The sequence below is a fragment of the Actinobacillus capsulatus DSM 19761 genome (assembly GCF_000374285.1).
GTDB lineage: Bacteria > Pseudomonadota > Gammaproteobacteria > Enterobacterales > Pasteurellaceae > Actinobacillus > Actinobacillus capsulatus.
On record NZ_KB893930.1, the window covers coordinates 172,148 to 195,460 of the forward strand.

21 protein-coding genes are annotated in these 23,313 nt (G+C 39.3%); 11 read left to right on the plus strand and 10 right to left on the minus strand.

Going from position 1 to position 23,313, the window contains the following annotated elements:
- Positions 1–164 precede the first annotated feature (164 nt).
- The 4 genes from C228_RS0100885 to corA form a co-directional block, all read right to left on the minus strand.
- Positions 165–2,570, minus strand: a complete 2,406-nt coding sequence (locus tag C228_RS0100885) for a GDYXXLXY domain-containing protein (protein ID WP_018650846.1) — start codon at positions 2,568–2,570, stop codon at positions 165–167.
- A 66-nt stretch (positions 2,571–2,636) separates the two neighbouring features.
- On the minus strand, positions 2,637–6,089 hold the full coding sequence (locus C228_RS0100890; protein WP_018650847.1) for an acyl-[ACP]--phospholipid O-acyltransferase: 3,453 nt from the start codon (positions 6,087–6,089) through the stop codon (positions 2,637–2,639).
- Positions 6,090–6,209: 120 nt separating this feature from the next.
- Positions 6,210–6,542, minus strand: coding sequence for a chaperone modulator CbpM (locus C228_RS13080; RefSeq protein WP_018650848.1), 333 nt, complete (start codon positions 6,540–6,542; stop codon positions 6,210–6,212).
- 416 nt (positions 6,543–6,958) lie between these two features.
- Entirely contained in the window at positions 6,959–7,909 is a 951-nt protein-coding gene (gene corA, locus C228_RS0100900) for a magnesium/cobalt transporter CorA (protein WP_018650849.1), read from the minus strand.
- 300 nt (positions 7,910–8,209) lie between these two features.
- On the opposite strand from corA, the gene ubiE reads away from it, so the two are divergent.
- The 10 genes from ubiE to C228_RS0100950 all read left to right on the plus strand — a co-directional run bounded on the left by ubiE (position 8,210) and on the right by C228_RS0100950 (position 16,392).
- Positions 8,210–8,986: a bifunctional demethylmenaquinone methyltransferase/2-methoxy-6-polyprenyl-1,4-benzoquinol methylase UbiE gene (gene ubiE / locus C228_RS0100905; protein WP_018650850.1), complete on the plus strand. Its 777-nt coding sequence runs from the start codon at positions 8,210–8,212 to the stop codon at positions 8,984–8,986.
- Positions 8,987–9,021: 35 nt separating this feature from the next.
- Positions 9,022–9,642 (plus strand): ubiquinone biosynthesis accessory factor UbiJ, encoded by a 621-nt coding sequence (locus C228_RS0100910; protein WP_018650851.1) that lies wholly within the window; start codon positions 9,022–9,024, stop codon positions 9,640–9,642.
- An 87-nt stretch (positions 9,643–9,729) separates the two neighbouring features.
- Positions 9,730–10,887, plus strand: coding sequence for a hypothetical protein (locus C228_RS13850; protein WP_018650852.1), 1,158 nt, complete (start codon positions 9,730–9,732; stop codon positions 10,885–10,887).
- On the plus strand, positions 10,884–11,516 hold the full coding sequence (locus C228_RS13855; protein WP_018650853.1) for a tetratricopeptide repeat protein: 633 nt from the start codon (positions 10,884–10,886) through the stop codon (positions 11,514–11,516). The genes C228_RS13850 and C228_RS13855 overlap by 4 nt, the downstream gene beginning before the upstream one ends.
- A gap of 80 nt (positions 11,517–11,596) precedes the next feature.
- The gene (ubiB, locus tag C228_RS0100925) at positions 11,597–13,228 is read left to right on the plus strand and encodes a ubiquinone biosynthesis regulatory protein kinase UbiB (protein WP_026313123.1); all 1,632 of its coding nucleotides are present in this window, start codon (positions 11,597–11,599) and stop codon (positions 13,226–13,228) included.
- A 100-nt stretch (positions 13,229–13,328) separates the two neighbouring features.
- Positions 13,329–13,553 carry a Sec-independent protein translocase subunit TatA gene (gene tatA, locus C228_RS0100930; RefSeq protein ID WP_018650855.1) on the plus strand — a complete coding sequence of 75 codons (225 nt, stop codon included), beginning with the start codon at positions 13,329–13,331 and terminating at the stop codon, positions 13,551–13,553.
- A 3-nt stretch (positions 13,554–13,556) separates the two neighbouring features.
- The gene (gene tatB, locus C228_RS0100935) at positions 13,557–14,141 is read left to right on the plus strand and encodes a Sec-independent protein translocase protein TatB (protein WP_018650856.1); all 585 of its coding nucleotides are present in this window, start codon (positions 13,557–13,559) and stop codon (positions 14,139–14,141) included.
- Positions 14,131–14,877, plus strand: coding sequence for a twin-arginine translocase subunit TatC (gene tatC / locus C228_RS0100940; protein WP_018650857.1), 747 nt, complete (start codon positions 14,131–14,133; stop codon positions 14,875–14,877). The genes tatB and tatC overlap by 11 nt, the downstream gene beginning before the upstream one ends.
- Before the next feature lie 60 nt (positions 14,878–14,937).
- The gene (gene hemB / locus C228_RS0100945; protein WP_018650858.1) at positions 14,938–15,957 is read left to right on the plus strand and encodes a porphobilinogen synthase; all 1,020 of its coding nucleotides are present in this window, start codon (positions 14,938–14,940) and stop codon (positions 15,955–15,957) included.
- A 72-nt stretch (positions 15,958–16,029) separates the two neighbouring features.
- On the plus strand, positions 16,030–16,392 hold the full coding sequence (locus C228_RS0100950) for a DUF4870 family protein (protein ID WP_018650859.1): 363 nt from the start codon (positions 16,030–16,032) through the stop codon (positions 16,390–16,392).
- A gap of 69 nt (positions 16,393–16,461) precedes the next feature.
- Here C228_RS0100950 and mutM read toward each other — a convergent pair whose 3' ends face one another.
- The 6 genes from mutM to ispB form a co-directional block, all read right to left on the minus strand.
- Positions 16,462–17,283 carry a bifunctional DNA-formamidopyrimidine glycosylase/DNA-(apurinic or apyrimidinic site) lyase gene (gene mutM, locus C228_RS0100955; protein ID WP_018650860.1) on the minus strand — a complete coding sequence of 274 codons (822 nt, stop codon included), beginning with the start codon at positions 17,281–17,283 and terminating at the stop codon, positions 16,462–16,464.
- Positions 17,284–17,341: 58 nt separating this feature from the next.
- On the minus strand, positions 17,342–18,628 hold the full coding sequence (gene brnQ, locus C228_RS0100960; RefSeq protein ID WP_018650861.1) for a branched-chain amino acid transport system II carrier protein: 1,287 nt from the start codon (positions 18,626–18,628) through the stop codon (positions 17,342–17,344).
- Positions 18,629–18,761: 133 nt separating this feature from the next.
- Entirely contained in the window at positions 18,762–19,487 is a 726-nt protein-coding gene (gene fabG / locus C228_RS0100965; protein ID WP_018650862.1) for a 3-oxoacyl-ACP reductase FabG, read from the minus strand.
- Positions 19,488–19,608: 121 nt separating this feature from the next.
- A complete protein-coding gene (fabD, locus tag C228_RS0100970; protein WP_018650863.1) occupies positions 19,609–20,544 on the minus strand; it encodes an ACP S-malonyltransferase in 936 nt (311 codons plus the stop codon).
- 65 nt (positions 20,545–20,609) lie between these two features.
- Positions 20,610–21,356, minus strand: coding sequence for an epoxyqueuosine reductase QueH (locus tag C228_RS0100975; RefSeq protein WP_018650864.1), 747 nt, complete (start codon positions 21,354–21,356; stop codon positions 20,610–20,612).
- A 36-nt stretch (positions 21,357–21,392) separates the two neighbouring features.
- The gene (ispB, locus tag C228_RS0100980) at positions 21,393–22,388 is read right to left on the minus strand and encodes an octaprenyl diphosphate synthase (protein ID WP_018650865.1); all 996 of its coding nucleotides are present in this window, start codon (positions 22,386–22,388) and stop codon (positions 21,393–21,395) included.
- Positions 22,389–22,691: 303 nt separating this feature from the next.
- Here ispB and C228_RS0100985 point away from each other — a divergent pair, with 303 nt between their 5' ends.
- On the plus strand, positions 22,692–23,243 hold the full coding sequence (locus tag C228_RS0100985; protein WP_018650866.1) for an NADPH-dependent FMN reductase: 552 nt from the start codon (positions 22,692–22,694) through the stop codon (positions 23,241–23,243).
- Positions 23,244–23,313 lie beyond the last annotated feature (70 nt).

Genomic DNA, 23,313 nt, shown 5'->3' on the forward strand with positions numbered 1-23,313 from the left:
AAAGTAGTACGCTATACGCAGTGTTTAAACTAGTCCCAATGCACAAGCGAGAAATTAGTTTGGTATCTATATCATTTAATCCTATTCAGCGAACCCAAACACTACCAAATAATGTGGTTTCGAAAAAATAATATTTTTCTAACCGCACTTTTAATTTATTACAACTACAATGCTTTTAGGTCCTTATCTAACAAACGATACAGCAAGACTTTACCGTTTTTGAAGCGGTATTCAGCGTATTCCGCTTGACTGAAATACTCGCCTTTACCTTCGGGAAAAAAGTATTCATGTGTTGGCAAAGTAATATCCCAGTAACCTTTAATTTTCATAGGTATATACACGTCGACATCACAACCCTCGAAATTCGTAGGATGAGAATCTTCTAAGCGACATAAATGCGCCACACCATTGTTATCGGTGCTTAACAGCGCATAGTGTTTGCCATATTCAATCTCTGAGCTATTGAGCTGCAATTGTACTTCATTATTCAATTGATAATGCATCTCCATATAATCGCCTTGCATAAGCGAGCGAGGATCGCGCGGTACAAACTGCAAAATGATCGGTTTGCCACTAGCAAGTACTTCTTCATATATGCCGATTTTCTGATTAAACAATACCAGCAATGCCACAGTACCTGATGCAACTATGCTTGCTTTCCATTTCAGCATAGGGGAATCGTAGCTTTTTTTTGCTTCTACCTTGTAAACAATCACTTTTTCTCGTAATAGAGTATAACCGATAAGGAAAATTACCCCCATTACACCGAGTAATATTGATTTATAAATCAGTGGTATGGTGAGGAAATAATAAAAACGCCACAATAAAAAAAGGAGCCAGGCTAACATTGTACCAAAGAGTGTGCGATCTTTTAACGGATAAGCTAATAGCAATAAACTAAATGTCAAACTCACCATAGAATAGGTGATAAAACCAAAAGAAACGATGAGACCAAGCCCAATCACCAATGCTGTTTGCACTTTGGTCATTTGGTATCTTTTCGCCAAGCTTAGAAGTGTAAGCGGTAAAATAACCATGTACGTAAGTACCATCACTATCGTTAGCAAACTTTCCTGAATAAATAAATGATCTGTTATGGCATGAAAAAATTCGCTAAAACTTGTTTCAGATGGTACTTCAGGGGCAATTACAGAATTAAATGGGGTAAACTCAAACCAAATATAAAGCGTATTACAAATCACAAATAGTAAACATGCTCTACCGATAATATTGAGGTAAGTATTCACTTTGCTTTCTTGCTGGCTCGTTCGCCAAAAGCAAAAGACTGGCGTTATATTGATCACAAAGAAGTAAATTGCACGTACTGAAGACCAATCACCCCCAAATGTGCGAAACCAATTCAACATTTGATCGGCTTGATAGAACGTTAATGCCAAAGCGCAAATGCAAATCCAAGCTGTAGCTTTGGTTCGCCACCAAATCAATATGCTATAAATCAAGCCCACTACGAAACCAAGTAGTGCATGTTGCTGATTATCAAGTCCGTCGAGAATGTTACTCCCTACTAGAGCCAATAGAAGCCCGATCAATAAGACAACCTCTGCAAAGACATTGGATTGTTGATTATCGCCATAGCTGAAGTAAGCAGTAAAAAAAACACTCAACGACAAGAACAGCAATATTGCTCCGCTGACCCCAAAACTACTGGTCAACGCAATAGAAAGGATGATAGAAGTTACCACAAATAAAGCGATGAGACTCTTACCGATATAATTAATCCAATGTTTCACCACTTCTGGCATACCTAATTCTAATTGGGTCAGTAAAATCAATGCGCCAATATTCACAATAGGTAAAAATAAGAGTCCTCCCAGAGCAAAATGTATTACAAACCAAATGTTAAAGATGGCGACCAGTGTGATAAACCATAATAGCTTCAACAATACATCAGATTTGACGAAATAGTAATAAAAAGCGAAAAGCCCGCCAGCGACTAATATCCCAATATTGGCTACATAATCTTCAAAGCATGAAGCAATCAGCGCAATCGCAAGTAATACTGAGCTGGTATAAAGCACAATACAGTAGCGATCGTGAAAAAAGTCTAACAAATAACGAGTTAAAATCACCCAAAAGCCATTTAGTAAAACGAGATTTAAGGCGGAATAGCCCAAATCATAGGCATCGAAATAAAAATAGCTAGCTAAATTGGTGGTCACAACCAGCAGTAATGCCAAAGCTACATTAGGAAACAGCAATAACAATGGCAGTTGCGCAGCAGACCAATAGGCAAACAATTCCCACGTATCCGCTCCCGTTTGGTAAACTTGCCCAAACAGTGCAAACAATCCGCCAATAAGCACGGAGCTAAGAAAAAATAACCCTAGGCTTTTCCATTTAGTGGTATTGGAATTTTCACGGTAGGCTTGCCACAGTGCAACCGCAATGCTCACGATAAGAGCGGCTTGTGCCAGTACAAATTTTTCCATTTTAGAAAAATCTACCCAGTTTGCTGCAACCCAAGTAATTGCCCCGCTGGTGAGAAAACTTAGTGCTGACAGAAACAACATTATATTTAAGTAGTGCCGCCAGTTTGATTGAAATAACATGTTGTATTCCTTTTAGATGAGCGAATATTATTTCGCCCTTAACCTTAATATTATGGGTATATAAGCTTACCCTAACATTTCCACCACTATTTTTTTCGCACCTTTATAATCCACTTTTCCTGAGCCAAGTAATGGGATTTCAGGTACTAGCAACACTTTGCTAGGTTGCATAATTGGTGGTAAGCCGCTAGTTTGGATGCGTTCTTTAATGTCATCTACACCGAGTTCCGATTTTACGAGTAATATCACGCTTTCGCCTTTTTTGTCATCAGAAACGGTGGTAGCGGTGAATTGGGCATCTTCTCCAAATACGTGGGAGAGTGATTCTTCCACCGCTCCAAGGCTAATCATTTCACCTCCAATTTTGGCAAAACGTGAGTAACGATCAACAATAGTAATAAAACCTTTTTCATCAATATGTCCTTTATCGCCCGTTTTATAGTAACGTACGCCGTCCAGTTCGCAAATCACATCTGCCGTTTTCTCGACGTCGTTTAAGTAGCCTTTCATCACTTGTCCGCCACCAATAAGAATTAAACCGTCCTCATTTGTAGCGAGTTCTATCAGCGTATCAGGATCGACGATTTTCACCACTGTGCCAGGTAATGGTAAGCCAACTGTGCCGTCTTTTTGGAATGTGAGTTCTTTTAAGGTTTCTGGGGCTAGCATATTCGGCATATTCACTGCTGCCACTGGTGCTGTTTCGGTAGTACCATAACCTTCTTGAATATCTAAGCCAAATTTCAAGCGGAATGCTTCACGCACATCAGATTTGAGTTTTTCCGCACCTGCAATCACCATACGAACATTTTGGAACATTAACGGATGTAATTTTTTATTGCGGGTGTATAAGCGGAAGAACGTCGATGTACCAAACAAAATACTCACTGCATGACGAGCCGACATTTTACCGATGAGCACAGCGTCCGTTGGATCTGGGCAGCTGACCATTTTTATGCCTTCACACAACGGCATTAAGGTAGTTACTGTTAAGCCAAAACTATGGAAAATCGGCAATGAATTTAAAATTACGTCATCTTTCTTGAAGTTCAGCAATTCGCTCACTTGTTTGATGTTGGTGAGTAAGTTTTTGTGGCTAAGTTCAATACCTTTCGGGTCGCCTTCACTGCCGCTACTGAATAAAATTGTTGCGGTATCATCCAGTTTTGATTCAGCAAAATACATCACTTTAATCAGCCAAATTGGAGCGAAAAGTGCAATCAAAAAGGCTTGGATTTTTTGCAATGAACTAGTCGATTTTACTAAACTTTCTGCAAAAACAGCTTTATCTGCAAGTAATGCTTCAAAGTCAAACCCTTTGTCTGTGAGTTTTTTCAGGAATTTTTCTGAGCTAATTACGTGTTGAATATTGGCTTTGCTTAATGCTTTTTCCATAATTTCTTGGCTAAGTGTATAGTTTAAATTCACGGGAACTTTACCCAGCATGAACAACGCCATATTTACAATTGAGCCTACTGCTGAACTTGGCAACAATACGCCCACGTGTTTATCTATACTTAACACCGCTTTCAATTGTTTAGCGAACACTAACACCGCACTGATGAATTTAAGGTTGTTCAGTTCCATTCCTTGAGCATCCGCCACGCAATCTTTAAATAAGTTTCGTTTTGCTGTTTCCAACCAATGATGTTGCAACGGTTTTTGGCGGTTGATAAAGCGTTCCCACGCACTAAATGAGAGTTCAACTACTTTTTGTTTCATTGCCGTTGCATCAATAAATTCGCAAATCGGTTTACCGAATGCTACCAAAATTTCACGTTTACCACGTTGTTTGGTCATCTGTTTGTAGAAGCTATCTGCCCGAGAAAAACTTGAACCCCATAAGCCTCGCAAATAAAACGGTACAACTGTTATATCTTTTAAATCACGCAAAATCAGCTCAAATCCTTTTTGAAATTCATTGATTTGACCGTTGTAACTAATATGCCCTTCTGGGAATAACGCCACTACTTCGCCACGTGTCAAGCATTCACGTACTGCTTGAATTGACTCTTTGCTGGCTCCCGCGCCTATTGGGATCACACGGAAAAATTTAAATAACCATTTAAGATACCATTTGTTGTAAATCGGGCGATACATCACAAAACGGATCGCTCGAGGACTTGCCGCTTGTAAAATCATCCAGTCTATCCAGCTGATATGGTTACCTAGCATTAACACTCCGCCTGTCTGTGGTAAATTGCGTAGACCATCTACATGGAAGCGGTAGCTTGCTTTTACGATCGGTAACATCAATAAGCGGGCAAATAAATGCGGTAATTGCAAAATCGCAAAGAAACTACCCAGTAAACACACTACAGCGGTGAATAGGAACAAGCCAGTGGTGGAGATACTGAAACTCACTAGCAAAATACTGAATAATAAGAATGCTACCATTAGAACGTTCTGCATGAAGTTATTGCCGGCCATAATGCGACCGCTGTTCCTTTCAGGAGCTAAGAATTGAATGGTGGCGTTTAATGGTACGATAAATAAACCGCCAGAAAAGCCAAAACTGAATGAGCAAATCATCAACAAGGTGTTGTTATCTGCTACGGTTAAACCGAATAGTGAGACGAACAAACCTAGCGCACCTACCGGCACGATACCGTGTTCAATGTGATAGTTAGACCATTTCCCAGCAACATATGAACCAAGAATTAGGCCTAAGCCACTTACTGCTAAAATACCTTGAATGATTAAAGCGTTATCTGAGTCGAAATGCACTTTGTAATGAGTTGGAAAAGCTGCCGCAATCACTTGCGACACTCCCCAAAACAGGCTTAAGCCTACAATGCTAAGCCAAATATTTTTATCCGCATGTACAATGCGGAAATTTTCACGCAAATAGCCAAATGAAAGGTATTTTTTAGCGGAAAATTTAACCGTATTTTTGTCCACTTCTTGCGGATAGAATGGAATTTTCCAAGCAAAAAAGGCTTCCGATGTGCTTAGCACTACTAACGCCACACCAATCATCGATACGCTTTGTAGCACTGTATTTGGATCGTTAGAGGCAGAATAAAACTGTTCAAAGTAGAATGAAAATGCAAAAGAACTAAACAAAATCGCCACAATGGTGAGCGCTTGAATTATGCCGTTTGCCATACCTAATTTTTCAGCTCCTACAATAGATTTGATAATGCTGTATTTAGCAGGCGAGTAAATCGCACTTTGTGCCGCAAGTACCAACGTTAAGCCAAATGCCCAGTAAAATTGCCCAACGAAATAGCTCACACAAATCAAGATACTGATTACCACAGCAGCTAAACTGCTGTAACGAATTACGTTGGTACGTGAAAATTTCTCATTCAAAAACGCCGATGGCGAAAACAAGAAGATAAACGGCAACAAAATCATCGTGTTGATAAGTGCGGTCAAAATTGTCTGTGTTTCGCCTTCAAAACTTTTCAGTAACACATTTTGAATGGTGATTTTGTGTGCCAAGTCTACGCTAGCGTTAATAAACATAATCGCTAAATATGGTACAAAGCCTGCGATGCGTAATAGTTTCAACATTGGATTATCCTTTTTTGACTAAGTTGGAGATATTTTAAACCAGAATTGCAGAAGTGTAGGATGGGACTTTTCACTTTATATGAACTTAAAAAGTTATTACCAACTTTTTACTGTCTAACTTCATTCTTTTTGATAAGTGTTGAGAATTTGTAAGTTCAACACATAAAGTTTGAGCAGTAATAATACATCAAAAAAATGTTTCAAACATTCATTTTGATTTTCTATGGTACCTAAAATCGCCATCCTGATTTTTACTTCTTGCTCCGCTAATTTTTTGGTAGTGTGTGCATAAGTCTTTAGAAACTGATATTGATCATCGCTACAATGATAGATCACCACTAAAGTATTACGTTCTGTAAAAATATCATTATGGGGCTTAATTAAGCCCATTTCCACTAATTCGTTAAGCTTACTCTCTGTAATCCCGAATTCGTGACACAATTCCGTAGCCATAAATTTTTCATAATTAGGTCGAGCGAATAGATTAAGCTTTTATATGGATTTGCTTATATCAAAATTAGAATAGATAAACAACGTCTTAATTTGTGAAATAGTTGCGCTGAAATTATTTTGCAGATATTTAATAAATTCGAACAGTTGAATATTGTTTTTGTACTTCGTGATGATGATATGATACTTACGGTTTCATCTTGTATGTGATAGGTTTGAATCGTCATTGGATTTACTTGCCATGAATTATTCTCTTATATTTTGAATGTTGGTGTCAGCTTCATTCATTATATAGCGAGGATTTTTTATTCATCGCTTAAGCTCTTTGATTCCATGCGCATAGCGTATGGTTTTTATAGCTGTACGTTGTCTAGCTATAACAAAAAAGCACAGAACTTACATTCTGTGCTTTTGCATTTTTATAACCAGCCTTTGCGTTTAAAGTAGATATACGGTGTGGCGGCGGCGCAAATCATTAAGCCAATTGCCATCGGATAGCCGTATTTAAAATGTAATTCCGGCATAAATTCAAAGTTCATCCCGTAAGTCGAGGCAACCAGCGTTGCCGGTAGGAACATCACCGATACGACCGAGAAAAACTTCATAATTTTATTCTGTTCGATATTGATATACCCCATTGCCGCTTGCATCAAGAAGTTTACTTTTTGGAACAACGATTCGTTATGCGGTTGGAGTGATTCAATATCTCGCATAATGTCCCGAGCTTGTTCAAGCTGATTATTCGGCAAGCGAGTTTTACGCAGTAAAAAACTTAACGCACGTTGCGTATCCATCAGACATAAACGCACTTTTGAGCTGGCATCTTCCAATTCGGTCAAATCGGAAAGTGCATCGTCAAAGTTATCGCTTTCTTGCTTACCGTTTAAGATTACGCGACTTAAGGTTTCTAAATCCGCATAAATTGTTTCGATAACATCCGCAAGCTGCTCGATTTTGGTTTCGAACAAGTCGAGCAGTAATTCGTACGCATTGCTATCAATTAATTTTTCACGGCGAGAACGCATTCGATATAAACGGAACGCCGGTAAATCACGTTCACGCAGAGTAAATAAGCGTCCGTCGCGAATGGTAAATGCAACGGTAGCAATATCGGCATAATCGTCATCATCTAAACAATAGAAAAAAGAGTGAAGGTGTAAGCCGTCTTCATCTTCGAAGAAGCGAGCAGAAGCCTCTAAGTCTTCCAATTCGTGTTCTTCCGCAAGCGTTTGGTCTAAACCACGCTGTAGTACGCTACGTTCGTCATCGCTCGGATCGATTAGGTCAATCCAAATTGCATCGTTTAAATCGGTAGCGGTTTCGTCAACGCTGACAAGGCGTGCGTTATCTAATGCAAATGCACGGATCATTTTATTCTCCAATGGTTAGGAGGTAATGAACAAAAAGGAACAAAAAAGATACTAGGCGAGAGTTACCGACTTGTCGGTAACCTGAGGGTTTGGACAAGTGGGTTAGAAATCTGATAAGTATCGACTGTGACTGTCCAAAATTGTAATCCTCAAATAAAAATAGTGTGCGAATGGTACAGATTAACCGCTTTCTAGTCAAGCAAGCGGTCATTTACTTGCTTGATTTTGCAAAATTTTAAGGAAAAATGACCGCTTTTTTGCTATCGTTAGCATTCCGAAATAATCGATGAGAATTTGACAATGACTGATTTACAACACACGACAGAAACAACTGAAAACGAAACAACGCATTTTGGTTTTAAAACCGTTGCTAAAGAAGAAAAACAGCAACTAGTTGCTAATGTATTCCACAGCGTTGCCGGCAAATACGACTTAATGAATGATTTGCTTTCGTTTGGTATCCATCGTGTTTGGAAGCGTTTTACCATTGATTGCAGTGGCGTGCGTAAAGGGCAAAAAGTGTTGGATCTTGCTGGCGGAACCGGTGATTTTACTGCAAAATTTTCGCGTATTATCGGCGAAAGCGGCGAAGTAGTGTTAGCTGATATTAATAGCTCAATGTTGGAAGTCGGTCGTGAAAAATTGCGTAATTTAGGCGTAGTCGGCAATGTCAGTTATGTACAAGCTAACGCAGAATGTTTACCGTTTGCGGATAATACCTTTGATTGTGTGGTAATCAGTTTCGGTTTGCGTAATGTGACGGATAAAGACAAAGCGTTACGCTCGATGTTTCGTGTGTTGAAGCCGGGTGGTCGTTTATTAGTATTAGAATTCTCGAAACCGATTATTGATCCGATTAGCCAATTATATAATTTCTATTCTTTTAATATTTTGCCGAAAGTGGGCGAGGTGGTGGTAAATGATGCAGATAGCTATCGCTATCTTGCCGAATCGATTCGTATGCACCCGAAACAAGACGAATTAAAAGCGATGATGGAAAATGCCGGCTTTGAAAGCGTAAATTATTACAACTTAAGTGTTGGTATTGTAGCATTACATCGAGGATATAAGTTTTAATTTACTTTTTTGGTCTAGAATCCAAGGAATACGCTATGTTATCTCAACTTAAACAGCAGCTTATGTTGCCTCAGTTTGCGTTCGGTGCGATAGAAACCGCTTTTAATGCGTTGCTGCAGCGTTCGCCACACGTCTTACTGGTATTACGTAAGTTAGCGGGCAGATGCTTACATATTGAATTAACCTCTCCGGCAGTCAATTTTTATTTGATCTTTAGCGAAACTCGTGCGGAATGGCTGTCGGTTTACGAAGGCGAAGCGGATTGCCACGTACAACTTTCTTTTGAAACCTTGCCGAAACTTGGCGATAAAGCGAAATTAACCGAGCTGATTAATAACAAATCATTGGTGCTGAACGGCGATATTCAGGTGTTACAACATTTCACCGCATTGTTAGATGAATTGGAAAAAGATCCTGCTGAATTGTTGTCGCCTTTTGTCGGAGATGTGTTGGCTCAGACTTCAACCGATTTTGCTAAAAAATTATTTAATAAGCTAAAAGGGCAAATTGAGCAGAATCATCAGCATCTCGCAGAGAATTTAATGAATGAGCGTCCGGTAGTGGTACATCGCTTACAAGCGGTTAATTTTTACGATCAAGTTGCAGAGCTTGAACAGCGAATTCAATTATTAGAGAATAAGATCAATAATATGTAACAGTAAGATTTGTAAAGATGGTAGATATCTAATATTTATTTTTATATGTTATTGATAATTATTATCATTAATATGTTTGGAGGGTGTATGGCAGAACACTATGCAGTATTAAAAGATGAAATGCGTTCAAAGCATGTTACGTTAACTGAGTCAGTTTTTGGAAGACATGAAGCAGTAACTATTTTTGTTGCGCCAGAAGGAAGTAGATATTTAAAAGATGACGGAACTTATGGAGAATCTATATTTGGTCATGTTTTTATAGGCGCTGCTGGAGTTGATTACGGAGAATATGGAAATCCGATTTATAGAAAAGTCTCTTTAGGATTTAGTCCAGGAAGTGATTTCTCATCGAACCATGATAATATATCTTATAATGATCATTCCCGTTATCCTGATGCTTCTACTCTGACAATAATTGCTCCTACTAGACCAGATCTAAATCAAAATCTTTTTAGAATATATGACCATTTCCAGTCAGGAAAGGCTACTCCCGATAATTATTCTCTAATGTTTAATGACTGTATAGATTTCCTAGCTAAAATTGCTAAGGCTATTGGTATTTCTGGATTAGAGCTAGCTTTAACACCAAATCAAATTTTAAAGAATCTGAAATTTATTACTGATAAATTTTTAACTCCATTAATTATTGATTTAGATGGGGATGGTGTTGAGCTAATAGATTTTGATAATAGTGGATATTTGTATAAAACAGATTGGGTATCTCCTGATGACGGTCTACTTGTCTTGGATAAAAACGGAGATGGAATAATAACAAATGGAAATGAGTTATTTGGAGGAAATAGTAAAATAGGAAATGATCAGATTGCTCTAGATGGTTTTCATGCTTTATCTATTCTAGATTCTAATAACGATAAAATGATTGATAATTTAGATGAGAAATGGAGTGAATTAAAAATTTGGAAAGATGTAAACTCAGATCGAATTTCACAAGAAACTGAACTAATTACATTAAATGATTTAGATATAAAATCAATTAATTTAGAAATAGAAGAGTTAGATTCATTAGATAATTCAGGAAATTTGTATAAATTATATTCTAAAGTTCATTTTAATAATAAAGATGTTCATGAAATTGTGGATGTATTTTTTAGAGATAAGTCTTCTGACGAAGAAGTTAATTTTATTGAACCTATAGATGCAAAGATTCCTCCTTTAGTTAGTTACCCTGCAATGGATGTTAATTTAGACAATAGCTATATAAATGTTAGTATGGGTATTCTATGAAAAAGAGTTTCTTGGTTATTGCATCTTTTTCTTGTCTTACAGCATGTGTATCATCGCCTGTTGTTGGGTTCCGTCCTAATACATTATTGCATTATCAGTATCAGCAATTTGAAATTGAATATGATCCTACTGTTATGCAGACAACACCAGCTCCAAGGACGTTTACTCAATTAGAAATAGTGAAAGAAAAAGCTAAAGTGGATGAGAAAAATGCTTATTTAATGGCAACATTATTATTTCACCATCCGAATTGTGTATCTGCTAAAAAAAATAAAACTCAAGGTTGTCTCCCAGCATTAAATGCATACCAAAATGTTCTTAAATTCAAGCCAGATCATCCACTGGCATTATATCAAATGGGAGTAATTTATGATTTCTTTTTAGACAAAAAGGACATAAAGCAAGCGATATATTATTATCGTAAGGCGGCAGATGCTGGTAATTTTAGAGCGTGTGAGAATCTTTTTGGCATCTATTTAAATGGTAATGTGGTACCACAAAATATTGAAGAAGCAAGATATTATGCTCAGAAAGGAGCAATATTTGGTAGTAAGCAATTACGTTATTATCTTGAACACTGGAATGTTCAAATTATGCCCTATTTAAAAGCTCTTGAATCAGAAAAATGATGTGTATATAGTGAAAAGATTAGATCATAATAAATGGATTTCTATTATACTAAGGCTTCTATTCAGAAGCCTTTATATTTATGATAATGAAGAATACTCGCCGCCTTTATCAAATTATCACTACCTTTCTGCGTTACGGTATTGATGAAATCATTCCGGATATTCCGCTCACTCGCCATGCTCGTTTAGGACGTAAGGCGATCTTTTGGGTGCGAAATCAGCACAAAGCTCAGCCGTTCGGCGTGCGTTTACGTTTAGCCTTGCAAGAGCTAGGGCCGGTGTGGATTAAGCTCGGGCAAATGTTGTCTACTCGTCGTGATTTATTTGAGCCAGAATTGGCGGATCAGCTTGCGTTATTGCAGGACTCGGTTGAACCTTTTGACGGCAAATTAGCCCGTCAAATTATTGAACAGACCTTAGGCGGTAGCCTTGAAACTTGGTTTGACGAATTTGATGAACAAGCACTTGCTTCCGCTTCGATTGCTCAGGTGCATACGGCGAAATTTAATCAAAATCAACCGCTTGCCGGCAAAGATGTAGTAATTAAAGTGATTCGTCCGGATATTGAACCGGTTATAAAAGCGGATATTGCCTTAATGTATCGCTTAGCAAGTTGGATTCCTCGCCTTTCGAATGATGCGAAGCGTCTGCGTGCGAGTGAAGTGGTGCGTGAATACGAAAAAACCTTACTCGATGAGCTGGATTTGACCCGGGAAATGGCAAATGCGATTCGCTTGCGCAATAACTTTGAAAATAGCGAAATGTTGTATGTGCCGGAAATGTATCAAAGTTTTTGCCATAAAAACGTGATTGTGATGGAGCGTATTTATGGTATTCCGGTGTCGGATGTTGAAACGCTCAAAGCCAACGGTACAGATATGAAATTATTGGCGGAACGTGGTGTACAAGTGTTCTTCACTCAGGTATTCCGTGACAGTTTTTTCCACGCCGATATGCACGCCGGTAATATCTTTGTGAATCCGAATCATCCGGAAAATCCACAATATATCGGCATTGATTGTGGCATTGTCGGCACGCTGAACCAAAACGATAAACGCTATTTAGCGGAAAGTTTTGTCGCCTTTTTTAATCGAGATTACCGCCGTGTAGCGCTAATGCACGTGGAATCGGGTTGGACGCCGGCAGATACCGATATTGATGCGTTTGAACAGGCTTTCCAAGAGGTATGCGAGCCGATTTTCGCCAAACCGTTATCGGAAATTTCCTTTGGTCACGTGTTGCTGAATCTGTTTAATGTGGCTCGTGAATTTAATATGGAAGTACAGCCGCAATTGGTGTTATTGCAAAAAACTTTACTCTATATTGAAGGATTAGGTCGACAGGTTTATCCGCAGCTAGATTTGTGGCAAACCGCAAAACCGTTTTTACAAAATTGGTTGAATGAACAAGTGGGTGTGAAAGCGATTTTACGTGATTTAAAACAACGTGCGCCGCAATTTAGAGAACATTTTGCCGAATTTCCGGAAGCGGTATTCAACGCCTTACAGCAACAGAAACAGATTAATTTCCGTTTAAATGAGCTAAATAAAACCTTGCAAGCACAGGGGCAGCAAAAATCGCGTAATGTACAAAGCATTATTAGCGGTTTGATTATTATCGGTGTGTTATGGCGATTTAACAGCTTACCGTTATGGGTAAGTCTCGGTTTATTATCTGTGGCTCTGCTATCCTTGTTTTGGCAAAGAAAATAAGGCACATTTGCTTTCGTTACTTTTGTTTGGAAACGCAAACAAAAGTAACATATAATACAAACAATTTTTTCTTAAACTTAAAACAAAAAGAGGAACCTTTATGGGTGGTATCAGCATTTGGCAATTACTTATTATTGTAGCAATTATCGTTTTATTATTTGGTACAAAAAAATTACGTACTTTAGGGACGGATTTAGGTGAATCTGTGAAGGGCTTTAAAAAAGCAATGGCAGATGAGAAACCTCAAGATGCTAGTTTTGAGAAAGTAGAAGTAAAAGAAGCTGCAGCTACCGAACAAAAAGCAAAAGAAAAAGAGCAGGCATAGATTGTGTTTGATATAGGTTTTTCTGAATTAGTACTTATTTTCGTTGTGGGGCTGGTTGTACTGGGTCCACAACGTTTACCCGTTGCTATTCGTACCGTGATGGGTTGGGTTCGTACAATTCGTGGATTAGCCGCTAACGTGCAGAATGAATTAGCGCAAGAACTCAAATTACAAGAGCTGCAAGAAAGTATTAAAAAAGCAGAAGCGTTAAATTTAAGTTCGCTTTCGCCCGAATTGAGCAAAACGGTGGAAGATTTAAAACAATCTGCGCAACAAATGCGGGCTGATCTCGCTTCAGCAAAAGGTGAAATCACCAAGTTAACCGATGAGCAAGTTGCTGAAATTCAAGCGAAGATTGAGCAGGAAGAGCAGCAAATTGCAGTGTCGGAATCGCAAAAAAATCTGGAAAATCAACCGCTTGTTGAGGATGCGTCTGTAGTGAATAACGAGGAGTTATCGCCGGCTGAAATTGCAGAACAAGCTGAATTGGACGAATCACAATTTAACGCCTATTATCCGCCTGACGATGATCTGGCAACGCCAAGTTCATCAGTATCACAACAACAGGATAAACAGAATGTCAGTTGAACAATCTCAACCTCTGATTAGCCACCTTGTTGAATTAAGAAACCGCTTGCTCCGTAGCTTTATTTGTGTGCTTGTGGTTTTTTGTGCTTTAGTTTATTGGGCAAATGATATTTATACCTTGCTCGCTACGCCGTTAACGGAAAATTTACCGGCTGGGGCGACAATGATTGCAACCAATGTTGCAACGCCGTTTTTTACCCCGATTAAGTTGACCGGTGTTGTAGCGGTATTTTTATCGGTTCCCTTTATTCTTTACCAAATTTGGGCATTTGTTGCTCCTGCATTATATAAGCATGAGAAACGATTAATTTACCCGCTATTGGTTTCAAGTACATTATTATTCTATTTAGGTGTCGCATTTGCTTACTATGTTGTGTTCCCATTAGTATTCGGTTTCTTAACCAGTACCGCTCCGGAAGGGGTGCAAATGGCAACCGATATCAGTAGCTATTTAGATTTCGTACTCACCATTTTTTTAGCATTCGGTATCTGCTTTGAAGTGCCGGTTGCGATCATTTTACTTTGTTGGTCTGGGGTAACTTCAGCCGATGATCTACGTGAAAAGCGCCCTTACATTATTGTGGTGGCATTTGTGATCGGTATGCTATTAACACCACCGGATATTTTTTCTCAGACGCTTTTAGCCATTCCGATGTGTTTGCTATTTGAAGTCGGGCTGTTTTTCTCGAAATTCTATAAACCGAGAGATGAGCAAGAGGAAACTATCGCTAATTAATCTAAACCCGCTCACAAGCGGGTTATTTTTTATTAAATTTTGCAAAATTAGGAAGAAATTATGGCTCAATATCTTAACACTTCGTTTCCTACTCGCCGTATGCGCCGTTTACGTAAACACGATTTCAGTCGCCGTTTAGTGGCGGAAAATCAATTGACTGCCAGTGACTTGATCTATCCGGTATTTGTGATTGAAGGCGAAAATCAGCGTGTAAAAGTGCTGTCAATGCCGGGCGTGGAACGTTTAACCATTGATCAGTTATTAATTGAAGCGGGTGAATTAGTGAAATATGGTGTGCCGCTAATTGCATTATTCCCTGTTGTCGATGATGAGAAGAAATCACTCATGGCGGAAGAAGCTTATAATCCAGAAGGATTGGCACAACGTGCAGTGCGTGCATTAAAAGCGGCATATCCTGAATTAGGAGTGATGACCGATGTGGCGTTAGATCCGTTCACGACACACGGTCAGGACGGTATTATTGATGAAGAAGGCTATGTGCTGAATGACATCACAACCGAAGTATTAGTAAAACAGGCGCTTTCTCACGCAGAAGCTGGAGCAGATATTGTTGCACCGAGCGATATGATGGACGGCCGTATCGGTAAAATTCGTGAAGCACTTGAAGCGAAAGGCTTAATCAATACGCAAATTATGGCGTATTCGGCTAAATATGCGTCAAATTATTACGGCCCGTTCCGTGATGCGGTCGGTTCGGCAGGCAATTTAAAAGGCGGTAATAAATTTACTTATCAAGTTGATCCGGCGAATGCGAATGAAGGTTTACACGAAGTGGCAATGGATATTCAAGAAGGGGCGGATATGGTGATGGTAAAACCGGGTATGCCGTATTTGGATATGGTGTGGCGTGTAAAAGAAACCTTTGGCGTCCCGACCTTTGCTTACCAAGTGTCAGGTGAATACGCAATGCATATGGCGGCGATCCAAAACGGTTGGTTAAAAGAACGTGAATGTGTAATGGAAGGTTTGCTTTGTTTCAAACGCGCGGGAGCGGACGGTATTTTAACGTATTTCGCTAAAACGGTAGCGAAGTGGTTATACGAAGATAACCACCAATAATAACAAGCGGTTAGATTTGAGGAATTTTTTGCAAATACTTCAGTCTAACTGTTACTTTTTTAGGAGATATAAATGAACGAACAATTTTCTCTTCAACCGTCGAATGATTCATTACGTACCGTGATGTATATCACATACGGTTTATTCGGCTTAGGCATTATTTTCGGCGGTTTACCGGCAATTGCCGGTGTTATTCTTGCTTACATTAAGCGTGCAGATATGCAAGGCACGGCTTATTACGATCATATGTGTTTTTTGATTCGTACTTTCTGGGGAACGCTAGCCGGTACTATTTTAGGGATTGTCCTGTCACTAATCGGCATTGGTATCTTGGTGATTTGGGCGATTGGAATTTGGTATATTTTCCGAGTTATCTACGGTGCGGTAAAATTATTTGATAACAAATCGGTAACGCCGACCGGTTGGTTTATGTAGCGAATTGCAAAAAAGCGGTCAAATTTGACCGCTTTTTTACGATTGGCATTTGTTGTTCACATTGATTAGCTAGCGAGGCAGCTTTTGGCAGCGAGGGCAGAAATAGCTATTACGTTGCCCGATAACTTTTGCTTCAATGATTGTGCCGCAATCATTACAAGCTTCGCCTTTGCGTCCGTAAACTTGCAATACTTGTGCAAAATAACCTGGTTTACCGTCTGGTTGAATAAAATCTTTCAGTGTCGTTCCGCCTTGAATAATCGCTTTAGTTAGCACTTCTTTAATCACTTTCACTAAGCGCTCACATTGTTTTTCAGTCAGATTTTGCGTAGCAAGTTCCGGATGAATTCCTGCCATAAATAGTGATTCACAAGCGTAGATATTACCCACACCCACCACAATGTCGTTATTCATAATAAAGTTTTTGACTGCCACGGTTTTGTTACGGCTTCGTGCAAATAAATACTCAGCAGTAAAAGTTTCCGATAGCGGCTCTGGCCCTAACCGAGCAATTAATTCGTGTTGTTCGGCATTTTGAGTCCACAGCCAACAGCCGAATTTACGAGGATCGTTATAACGTAAAACTGTCCCGTCTTGCGTGATAAGGTCAACATGGTCATGTTTACCTGCAGCTTGTTGGTTTTCCTGCAAAATGCTTAGCGAGCCAGACATTCCCAAGTGAATCAAAATATCGCCTTGTGTGGTATGTAAAATTAAATATTTAGCACGGCGAGATAATGAAACGATTTTCGCCCCTTGCATTCGGTGCAACTCATCGGAAATAGCCCAACGCAATTTATTGGTTCGAATCACAATTTGTTTAATCGTTTTACCTTGTAAATAAGGTTCCACACCTCGTAAGCTGGTTTCAACTTCCGGCAATTCAGGCATATATTTTCTCCAAAGATTTGAGATAAACAAAGGGCAAGGATAACCTTGCCTAAGATAATTATTTTGCTCTTACGAAACGACTAAAGATTATACCAATCAATAATCCTCCAACTGCAAACGGTAGCCACTCCATTGAGTATGCTTTAAGCGGTAAGTTTTCGGTAAAACTTACACCAGCAATCGAGAGAATTGATACGAAGGTTACCAGAATCAATGAAGTACGTAATGCTAATAATGGAAGCTGTACAAACAGATTCAATAACAGCAAGAAAATCACTGACATTGCAATTGGGTAAAGTACCAGTAAAACTGGAATTGATTTACTGATTACCGCACTTAATCCTTGGTTTGCTAAACCAAAACCAATTAAGGTACAGATAATTGCATAGGTTTTATAAGAAATCTTTGGGAAAATTTCATTGAAGTATTCGCTTACCGAAACAATCAGACCGATCGCCGTGGTTAAACACGCTAATGAAACAATTGCACCTAACAATGTTCTACCTAAATCTCCGAAAGCTTGGGTTGCCGCAACATTCAAGATATAAGTACCTAAATCTTGTTTCTTCGCAGCTAAATCTGTCACAACTTCAGCAGAAATGGGTAATTTATTGCCAATCCAGCCGATAGATAAGTAAATTAACGCTAATAAAATTGCTGCAATTACCCCTGCCATTGCGGTTTGTTTGCTCAATGCTTTTTCGTCAGAAAAACCTTTGTTTTTAATTGCATTGATAACAATCACTGAGAAGGCAACAGAAGCTAGGGCATCCATGGTGTTATAACCGGCTAAGATGCCGTTTACCATTGGTGCTTCCATAACATTGGCGCTTGATGAATTATTCGAAAGTAAAATAATACCACTGATAACTAGTGCAAGAACCGCAATTAATAGTAAAGGCGTTAAAATCGAACCGATTCTTTCCACCATTTTTGACGGATTTAAACCAATCCAAATCGCTAAGGTGAAATATACTAAGGTAAAAATAAGCAACGAAATCGGCGTTTGTTCGCCTAAAAACGGTAAAATTGCAATTTCGTAAGCGGTTGCCGCTGTACGCGGAATCGCAAAGAAAGGCCCGATAGTTAAGTAAATCGCTACTAAGAATAATAGAGAAAACCAAGGATGAATACGTTGTAAGGCTGCTTTATAACCACCTTTATAAGACGCACTTACAATTATACCGAGTAACGGTAAACCAACGCCGGTAATGACGAATCCAATGGTTGCAATCCAGAAATCCGCACCACTTTCAAAACCTAATTTCGGCGGAAAAATTAAATTGCCCGCCCCAAAGAAAATGGCAAACAGCATAAAGCCGACCACAAATGTATTTTTAGTCATATACATACCACACTTTTAATTTTTTTATAAACAAATATTAAACACAAAAGGAAAAAACAGAAACCTGAAAAATAGCAAAACCGAACTTTACCGAAAAAGTAAAGTTCGGCTAAAAATAGACCGCCTGTAGCGGTTAGTTCATATATAAACCACCATTTACATGGATAGTTTCACCAGTGATATATTTCGCATCATCACTTGCTAAGAATGCGACCGCTTTAGCAATATCTTGTGCCGAGCCTAATTGACCTGCCGGAATTTGGCTTAAGATCGCTTGTTTTTGATCTTCGTTTAATTCGTCAGTCATATCGGTTGCGATAAAGCCTGGAGCAACAACGTTTACCGTAATGCCACGAGAAGCGACTTCTTTTGCTAATGATTTAGAAAAGCCTACTAAACCAGCTTTTGCCGCACAGTAGTTGGTTTGCCCCGGGTTACCCATTGAGCCGACAACTGAACCGATGGTAATGATTCGACCGCCTTTTTTCATCATTGGGCGTAAAACTGCTTTAGATAAGCGATAAACAGAAGTTAAGTTGGTTTGAATGATATCGAACCAATCATCTTCTTTCATACGAATCAATAAACCGTCACGTGTGATACCTGCGTTGTTTACTAAGATATCAATATCGCCGAAATCTGCTTTGATTTTCGCTAGTACTGCTTCAATAGAATTGGCATCCGTTACGTTTAAAACTAAGCCTTTACCTTTGTCACCTAAGTATGCAGAAATGCTTTCCGCACCTTTTTCCGATGTTGCAGTACCAATCACGGTTACACCTTTTGCTACCAGTTCTTCTGCGATAGCCTTACCAATACCACGAGTTGCACCCGTTACTAATGCGATTTTACCTTGCATTTTTTTCTCCTAAAATTAAACGTACCTCTCTTTAGTAAAGAGGGGTAGGGGAGATTTGTAAGATATTGAGAATTCTAAAAATCTCCCTTAATCCCTCTTTTTCAAAGAGAGGAGTTGATCATTACTCTGAAATAGCTTCCAATGAAGCTACATCATTGACTGCTTTGGCATTTAACTCTTTTACGATACGACCTGCCAAACCGGTTAATACTTTACCAGGACCAATTTCATAAAGTGTTGCGACACCTTCATTTGCCATTTTTTCTACTGTTTCAGTCCAACGAACTGGGCTGTAAAGCTGGCGAACTAATGCGTTACGAATTGCTTCAGCATCTGTCTCTACACTAACATCAACATTGTTAATAACTGGTACAACCGGTGCGTTTAACGTGATATTTTGTAATGCTTCGGCTAATTTATCTGCAGCCGGTTTCATTAACGCACAGTGAGAAGGTACGCTTACCGCTAATGGTAATGCACGTTTTGCACCTGCCGCTTTACATAATTCACCCGCTTTTTCTGCAGCCGCTTTTGTACCGGCGATAACCACTTGTCCCAGGCTGTTGAAGTTTACCGCTGAAACGATTTCGCCGATTTCCGATTGAGCTTGTTCGCAAGCATTAAGAATCGCTTCATTATCTAAACCGATAATCGCATACATTGCGCCAGTTCCCGCCGGTACCGCTTGTTGCATTGCATTGCCACGTAATTCCACTAATTTGATTGCATCTTGGAAATTTAATACGCCCGCACACACTAATGCCGAGTATTCGCCTAAGCTGTGACCCGCCATCACAGAAGGTTTTAATTCAGGGTATTTTTGTTGCCACACACGATAGATTGCAACCGATGATGCTAAAAGTGCCGGTTGTGTGCGTTGCGTTTGACCTAAATCTTCCGCCATACCGTTTTGGACTAAATCCCAAAGATCATAGCCTAACACTTCGCTCGCTTCGGCGAATGTTTGTTCAACAATTGGGAATGCAGTTGCAAGATCCGCTAACATTCCGACCGCTTGTGAGCCTTGACCTGGAAATACCATTGCAAAATTTGACATATTTTTTCCTCTTATTTGTAAATTTGGTATTTAGGACGCACTTTGTGCATCCGTTATAAATAGTGTTAATCCGGCGAATAATAGAGCTTACCGATTTCAATACGTTGACGACCTGTTTCTAAACGCCATTTATTCGAATCACGTAAAGAATAAACACAACCGCAATATTCTTGCTGGTAGAAACGTTCACGTTTACTGATTTCGATCATACGTTGCGAGCCGCCGTTTTTACGCCAGTTGTAATCCCAATAAACCACATCTTCAAATTTCGCCGCCGCACGATGTCCACAATTGTTGATTTGATTCATATCTTTCCAACGAGAAATACCCAAACAGCTGGTATAAACCGGGAAGCCGTTATTGTGTGCGTATTCCGCCGCTTTTTCGAAACGCATATCAAAGCACATCGTACAACGAGTACCACGCTCTGGTTCCCATTCCATGCCTTCCGCTTTTTTAAACCACTCACGACGGTCATTTTCGTAATCATCATCGAAATCAATGAACGGAATACCCCATTTCTCGGCAAAGCGAATGTTTTCTTCTTTACGAATCAGGTATTCTTTCATCGGGTGAATGTTCGGATTATAGAAGTAAATGGTAAATTCAATACCCGATGCATGGATTGCCTCCATCACTTCGCCGGAACAAGGTGCGCAGCAAGAATGCAACAATAATTTGTTGTGCCCATTAGGTAATTCTAGTTTTGGACGAACGAAAGGCGCATTAGGATCTTTTTTCTGATTTTTTGCTCGGCGACGAGCTCGCACACTTTCAATATGTTCTTTAGGTTGTTGGTTTTGTTCTGTCATAAAAATTGTAAAAAATTCTCAAAATTTGACCGCTTATTAATATGAACGATCGACCGATAGATAAGCAAGAGAAATCAATGCTTGTTTGTATTCACTTTCCGCTAAAACTGTAAGCGCATCAACCGCTTTCTGTACTTCTTGTTTAGCACGGCTCATTGCATATTCAAGTGATTGATGTTCCGCCATAATTTCTAATATGGCTGGAATTTGTTCACGCTTCCCACCGTTTTTAATTGCCGAACGAATTATATCCACTTGCGTTTGATTACCTTTCGTTTGTGCTGCATGCATTGCGTGTAGCAATGGTAAAGTCGGTTTGCCTTCAACGAAATCATCACCCACATTTTTACCGAAGCTTTCCGCTTTTGCCGAGTAGTCTAAAATATCATCAATTAATTGGAAGGCAGTACCGAGGTAGCACCCGTAATCTTTCAACGCTGTTTCAACCGATTTTTCTACCCCTGCTACAATCGCAACACATTGTGTCGCTGCTTCAAATAAGCGTGCGGTTTTATTGTAGATAACACGCATATAATTAGCTTCGGTTGTGTTCGGGTCATTCACATTCATTAATTGTTGTACCTCGCCTTCGGCAAGCGCATTGGTTGCGGCAGACATGACTTTTAACACCTCAAGCGAGTCAACACTGGTCATCATTTGGAATGAACGCGTATAAATGAAGTCTCCGACTAATACGCTTGCCGCATTACCGAATGTGGCATTTGCGGTTGCACGGCCACGACGCATAGCAGACTCGTCCACTACATCATCGTGTAATAAGGTTGCGGTATGGACAAATTCGATAAATGCGGCACAGGTCACGTGTTTGTTACCGGTATAGCCTAACGCATTAGCGGCGAGCACCGCAATTAACGGACGAATACGTTTACCACCACCGGCAATAATATAGTGGCCTAATTGGTTGATTAAAACGACTCCGGAGTTAAGCTGAGCGAGAATCTCCGCATCTACCGCTTGCATATCTTGTTTGGCAAGCGCCTGAATTTGCTCGAGTGTTAATAGCGTTGTCATTGTGTTCTCATATTAAATGTAAAAATTGGCGGTGATTCTACCTTAAATCTGACAAGCTTCAAAAAAGAATCGAAAAAAGCGGTCAAATTCAGCAATTTTTTTGCAAAACAACTAAAAATTATGTCATGTTATGAGACATTATTCTTTTTTCTATTCAAGTAAGTGAAGGTGTTGTTTAATTTATTATTTACTTATAGTAAATAGTTTATCAACTTTAATCTATCTAAACATGAGGAAGATTATTTTGTAGAATGATATTCTAAAATTTCATTCATCTTTAGAATCTAGGACGTTAAAATTATTATGGCAAAACAAATCGCAGTTTTAGTTGGTAGTGGCAGTAAAACATCGATCAGTCAGTTAGTTGCGAATCATTTAAAAAATGTAGCACCTGCAAGTATTCAATTAAATTTCGTGAATATTGCGGATCTTCCTTTATATGATCGTGATTTAGATGAGAGCAGCCCAGAAGCATACACTCGTTTACGTAATGCAATTGAGCAAGCTGATGGTGTATTACTGATTACACCAGAACATAACGGCGGTATGTCAGCAATGATTAAAAATGCAATTGATGTAGGTTCACGTCCAATGGGACAAAGCAAATGGCTTGGTAAACCTGCCGGTATCGTTTCTGTTGCAGCAGGAATGTCTGGTGGTGTGCGAGCAGCGGATCAATTACGTGTAGTAGCTTCCGGTGCATTTATTAATATGCCGGTTGCGCCGTTTGCAGCGAACGTTGGTGGAATTTTCAACGGTGTATTTAACGAAGATGGTGAGCTTGTTTCTGAAGCTGTAGCAGGGATGTTAAAAGGCTTTATTGACGGCTATGCTGATTTTGTCGCTAAATTCTAATCAATTCATATAAGACTTCTATATTACAACTTTAATCAAGCGGCTTAATTTTTGCAAAATTTTGCGGAAA

What these genes read in the sequence shown, in the direction of transcription:
- C228_RS0100885 (WP_018650846.1), bottom strand. Translation starts at nt 2,570, where the DNA reads ATGTTATTTCAATCAAACTGGCGGCACTACTTAAATATAATGTTGTTT.
- C228_RS0100890 (WP_018650847.1), bottom strand. Translation starts at nt 6,089, where the DNA reads ATGTTGAAACTATTACGCATCGCAGGCTTTGTACCATATTTAGCGATT.
- C228_RS13080 (WP_018650848.1), bottom strand. Translation starts at nt 6,542, where the DNA reads ATGGCTACGGAATTGTGTCACGAATTCGGGATTACAGAGAGTAAGCTT.
- corA (WP_018650849.1), bottom strand. Translation starts at nt 7,909, where the DNA reads ATGATCCGTGCATTTGCATTAGATAACGCACGCCTTGTCAGCGTTGAC.
- ubiE (WP_018650850.1), top strand. Translation starts at nt 8,210, where the DNA reads ATGACTGATTTACAACACACGACAGAAACAACTGAAAACGAAACAACG.
- C228_RS0100910 (WP_018650851.1), top strand. Translation starts at nt 9,022, where the DNA reads ATGTTATCTCAACTTAAACAGCAGCTTATGTTGCCTCAGTTTGCGTTC.
- C228_RS13850 (WP_018650852.1), top strand. Translation starts at nt 9,730, where the DNA reads ATGGCAGAACACTATGCAGTATTAAAAGATGAAATGCGTTCAAAGCAT.
- C228_RS13855 (WP_018650853.1), top strand. Translation starts at nt 10,884, where the DNA reads ATGAAAAAGAGTTTCTTGGTTATTGCATCTTTTTCTTGTCTTACAGCA.
- ubiB (WP_026313123.1), top strand. Translation starts at nt 11,597, where the DNA reads ATGATAATGAAGAATACTCGCCGCCTTTATCAAATTATCACTACCTTT.
- tatA (WP_018650855.1), top strand. Translation starts at nt 13,329, where the DNA reads ATGGGTGGTATCAGCATTTGGCAATTACTTATTATTGTAGCAATTATC.
- tatC (WP_018650857.1), top strand. Translation starts at nt 14,131, where the DNA reads ATGTCAGTTGAACAATCTCAACCTCTGATTAGCCACCTTGTTGAATTA.
- hemB (WP_018650858.1), top strand. Translation starts at nt 14,938, where the DNA reads ATGGCTCAATATCTTAACACTTCGTTTCCTACTCGCCGTATGCGCCGT.
- C228_RS0100950 (WP_018650859.1), top strand. Translation starts at nt 16,030, where the DNA reads ATGAACGAACAATTTTCTCTTCAACCGTCGAATGATTCATTACGTACC.
- mutM (WP_018650860.1), bottom strand. Translation starts at nt 17,283, where the DNA reads ATGCCTGAATTGCCGGAAGTTGAAACCAGCTTACGAGGTGTGGAACCT.
- brnQ (WP_018650861.1), bottom strand. Translation starts at nt 18,628, where the DNA reads ATGACTAAAAATACATTTGTGGTCGGCTTTATGCTGTTTGCCATTTTC.
- fabG (WP_018650862.1), bottom strand. Translation starts at nt 19,487, where the DNA reads ATGCAAGGTAAAATCGCATTAGTAACGGGTGCAACTCGTGGTATTGGT.
- fabD (WP_018650863.1), bottom strand. Translation starts at nt 20,544, where the DNA reads ATGTCAAATTTTGCAATGGTATTTCCAGGTCAAGGCTCACAAGCGGTC.
- C228_RS0100975 (WP_018650864.1), bottom strand. Translation starts at nt 21,356, where the DNA reads ATGACAGAACAAAACCAACAACCTAAAGAACATATTGAAAGTGTGCGA.
- ispB (WP_018650865.1), bottom strand. Translation starts at nt 22,388, where the DNA reads ATGACAACGCTATTAACACTCGAGCAAATTCAGGCGCTTGCCAAACAA.
- C228_RS0100985 (WP_018650866.1), top strand. Translation starts at nt 22,692, where the DNA reads ATGGCAAAACAAATCGCAGTTTTAGTTGGTAGTGGCAGTAAAACATCG.